This window comes from Kitasatospora sp. NPDC001660 (assembly GCF_053596725.1).
In genome coordinates this window covers 1-3991 of the sequence record NZ_JBSFGU010000120.1, presented here as the reverse complement: position 1 = coordinate 3991, position 3991 = coordinate 1, and the positions used below count along the sequence as shown (strand labels likewise).

General features: G+C 71.1%; 1 protein-coding gene and 2 pseudogenes. All 3 read right to left on the bottom strand.

Features of this window, described 5'->3' with window-relative positions; genetic code table 11:
• A pseudogene (locus ACWCXH_RS39695) lies at window positions 1-92 on the bottom strand (roadblock/LC7 domain-containing protein); the annotation flags it as partial.
• Window positions 93-102: 10 nt separating this feature from the next.
• A complete protein-coding gene (locus ACWCXH_RS39690) occupies window positions 103-3480 on the bottom strand; it encodes a nitrate- and nitrite sensing domain-containing protein (protein ID WP_449806383.1) in 3378 nt (1125 codons plus the stop codon).
• Between the two features lie 406 nt (window positions 3481-3886).
• A pseudogene (locus tag ACWCXH_RS39685) lies at window positions 3887-3991 on the bottom strand (ATP-binding protein); the annotation flags it as partial.

Genomic DNA, 3991 nt, shown 5'->3' with positions numbered 1-3991 from the left:
TCCGCGGAGACCACCACGGTGTGGGACACCCCGGGGGTGTTGTCCACGAAATTGGTGATCAGCCAGTTCAGGTTCTGTGCGGCCTGGCTCATCTGAGTCAACTCAACGCTCCTGGTGGTTCGAGCCGCCGAAGAGATCGGTGCTGCGGTTCTGTCCGTTGCCGGACTGGTCTGCCTGATCGGGGTCGATCCGGAAGCTTCCGGTGTTTCCGGCGGTGCGGCCCTGCTCCACGCCGCGGCGCAGGTTCGTGAGGCGGCCACGGACCTCCTCGGGGCTGCGGGAGACCTGCGGCCCGTCCTGCGGGGTGGGCTTGGCGTTGCCGGCCACCAGGTTCTGCTTGGGCACGCGGCGCGGCAGGCCGGCCGGGGTGGTGCCCCCGGACGCGGGCTCGCGCAGCTGCTCGGCCCGCTGCCAGGCGCCGTCGTTCGGCGACTGCCAGGCGGAGTTGGCGGTCGGGCCGGTCGGGCCGTATCCGCCGAGCGCCGACACGTCGTGGCCGCGCGCCTCGGCGGGCGCCGAGGTGTCCTTGGCACCGGTGAACCAGTTCGGGGTCTCGCCGTCGGGCGAGGCCGGCGCGGGCGTCAGGGCCGGGCCGCCACTCGCCAGCTGCTGGCCGGGGCGGCGCTGCGGCAGCCCGGACGGCAGGGTGGCGGGGGCCTCGGCGGCCGGCAGCGCGGGCGGTTCCGGGGCGTACGGGTGGCCGGCCGGGGCGTCCTGGGCCTGGTGGGCGTACTGGTCGTCGGCGTAGCCGTCGTCGTAGCCCTGGTAGTCCTGGCCCTGATAGTTCTGGCCCTGGTAGTCCTGGTGCGCGTACTGGTCGTCCGCGTAGCCGGACTGGTCGTAGCCCTGCTGCGGGTACTGGCCGTACGCGTCCTGGCCGCCGTAGCCGTCCTGGGTGTAGCCGTCCTGCCCGTAGCCGTACTGGTCGTCGGCGTAGGGCTGCTCGTAGCCCTGCTGCGGGGCGTACTGGTCGTAGCCCTGCTGCGGGTACTCCTCCTCGACCTCGGCGTCCAGCACGGGATGCTCGGCGACGCCGTGCGGGCCGGAGTCCAGCGCGGCCCGGCGGACCTGGTCGAGGCGCTGCGAGCGCTGGACGGACTCCAGGGCCGGGCTGAAGCCGGTGGAGCCTGCGCTGCCGTTGCCGGTGAGGTGGTCGTCGAAGCCCAGTTCGGCGGCGCTGCGGGTGTGGTTGTCGGGGGCCCACTCGGAGGTCGGCTCCTGCTCGGCGAAGATCCGCGAGACGGTGAACTGCTCCTCGGGCTCCGGCGCGGGGCCGCCCTGGGTGACGAACGGCGGGAGCATGACGAGCGAGGTGGTGCCGGCCGACTCGCCGGAGGGGCGGAGCTGGACGCGGATGTCGTGACGCTGGGAGAGCCGGCCGACCACGAAGAGGCCCATGCGGCGGGAGATGGTGGCGTCGACCGTGGGCGGCTCGGCCAGCTTCTCGTTGATCTCGGCGAAGTCGTCGGCGGTGAGGCCGATGCCCTTGTCGTGGATCTCGACCAGCACGCGGCCGTCCGGCAGGCGGGTCGCGTTGACCAGCACCCGGGTCTGCGGGCTGGAGAACGAGGTGGCGTTCTCCAGCAGCTCGGCGAGCAGGTGGACGAGGTCGGTCACGGCGGCGCCGACGACCTCGACCTCCGGGATGCCGGACAGCTCGACGCGCTCGTACTGCTCCACCTCGGACGCGGCGGCGCGCAGGACGTCGACCAGCGGGACCGGGGTGTTCCAGCGGCGGCCGGCCTCCTCGCCCGCGAGGACGAGCAGGTTCTCACCGTTGCGGCGCATGCGGGTGGCGAGGTGGTCCAGCCTGAAGAGGTTCTCCAGCTGGTCCGGGTCGGCCTCGTTGTTCTCCAGGTCGGTGATCAGCGCCAGCTGGCGCTGGATCAGGCCCTGGCTGCGGCGCGACAGGTTGGTGAAGATCGCGTTGACGTTGCCTCGCAGCAGGGCCTGCTCGGCGGCGAGTTCGACGGCCTGGCGGTGGACCTGGTCGAAGGCCCGGGCGACCTCGCCGATCTCGTCCTTGCCGTGCAGCGGGATCGGGGCGACGGAGGTGTCGACCCGCTCGGGGTCGGTCTTGGAGAGCTTCTCGACGAGGTCCGGCAGGCGGCTGTCGGCGATCTCCAGGGCGGCGTTGCGCAGGGTGCGCATGCCGAGAATCATCGAGCGGGCGACGTAACCGGTGAGCAGCCCGGCCAGGATGAGCGCGGCGACGACGATGACCGTGTTGAGGATGGCGTCGTAGAGCGCGTTGTCCTTGAGGTTCCGGGAGTCCGTGAGCACGTCGTCGAGCAGCTGGACTTCGGTGTTCCGCAGGGCCTGGATGTGGACACCGGCGGCCTGGTTCCAGTTCTCCGGGGTCAGACCGGCGTCCTTGGCCTCCTTGAAGGCGGCGTCGGCGGCGGCCTTGCCCTTGCTCTGCCCGTCGGCGGCGGCCTGGCTGTAGGAGGCGGCGAGGTTCAGCAGCGTCTGCATGTTCGGCGCGCGGCCGTCGGGCATCTTGTTCGCCGAGCGGTCCGGCGCGGTGGCCAGGGCGACCTGCGCGTCGGAGTACTTCTTGGCGTCGGCCGGGTCGCTACCGGTGTTGAACTCGGTGAGCGCCGTCTGCTCCAGCTTCTCCGAGACCACGACCTGCAGGGTGAGGTCCTGGTTCTCGTAGCGGGTCACGGAGTTCGTCCCGATGCCCACCAGGAGGTGCAGCATGAGCGCGCGCTGGGACGAGGCCGCGGCCTTCGACAGCGACATGGCGTAGATCGCGCGCCCCTTGCTGGCCGCGTTGGTGGAGCCGAGGCCGACCGAGTTGTCGTACGCCAGCAGCGGCGCGAACAGCGTCGAGTAGGCGTCCGCGGTGGCGCTGGCGAACAGCTCCGGGCTGTACGCGTTGGCGCGCAGGTGCGGCAGGTTGACCACGAGGTCCTGGAAGGCCTGGTGGCGGCGGGGGAGTTCGCCGGACTTGTCGGAGGCGGCGTAGGCGGCCTCGTACGCCTTCATCGCGGCGTCCGTCGTGGCCCGGGTCTTGGCGACCGCGCCGTCCGGGTCCTGCTTGGTCAGCAGGGGTATCAGCGTCTTGTCGCGCTCGTTCTCCAGCGCCTCGGCGAGTTCGGTGGCCGCCTTGGCGAGCTCGGCGGTCTTCTCGGCCCGGGAGGCCTTGATGTAGCCGTCGACCGAGGTGTTCACGCGGAGGCCGCCGAACACGAGGCTGATGATGACCGGGATCAGGAGGATCGCGATCAGACGCGTCGGCACGCGCCAGTTGCGCGGCCTGAGGAAGTCGTAGCGGCTGGAGCTCTCGGAGCCCCCGGAGCCGCCGCCGTGGGGCTCCTTGGAGGCGACCGGGGACTTCACGGGCTGTGGGGCCTGTGAGCGCTCCTCGGTGGGGGTGAACGCGGAGAATCCGGCCGATTCCGTCGCGGGACCGTTCGGCTCGCTCTGGCGGGGCTCGGAGCGCCGCTGCGGGGCGGGTTGCTGCTTACGCCTCACTCGACAACTACCTCTCGGCCGACAGCCGGCCATGGATCAATCCAGCGCTACCCCGGGCCAGGGTCCGCCGCCGGTGGGCGGGCGGAAGAGCTACAGGGGTAGCTGGAATTTCAGCACGTGCAGGGATGGGGGACAAACAGACCTCGTTGGCCACCCGCGTCGGCACAATCTGGACATTCACCGACATGACGCCGCAAAACCGTGGTCATCTGGCGCTGAGTGACGTGATTCCGCCACGCAGGGTCACTGTTGATCACAAAATGCCTACCGAACTGTTATCCACTGCTTATGAGCGGGTCTTGCGCGATGCCCCTGCCGGACACCCGCCGGTAAGCGAGCCCGCCCCGGTGGCCCGTCGTGCTGACGGTCCGCCGGGGCGGGGTGTCGTTCGCGCACTGCCGTCCGGTCAGCGGAGCCGGGCGAGGAGGGCGTGTTCGACGAGGGTGATGAGGGCGCTCTTGGCGCTGTCCCGGCGGCGGGCGTCGAGGGTGACGACGGGGGTGTCGGCGCC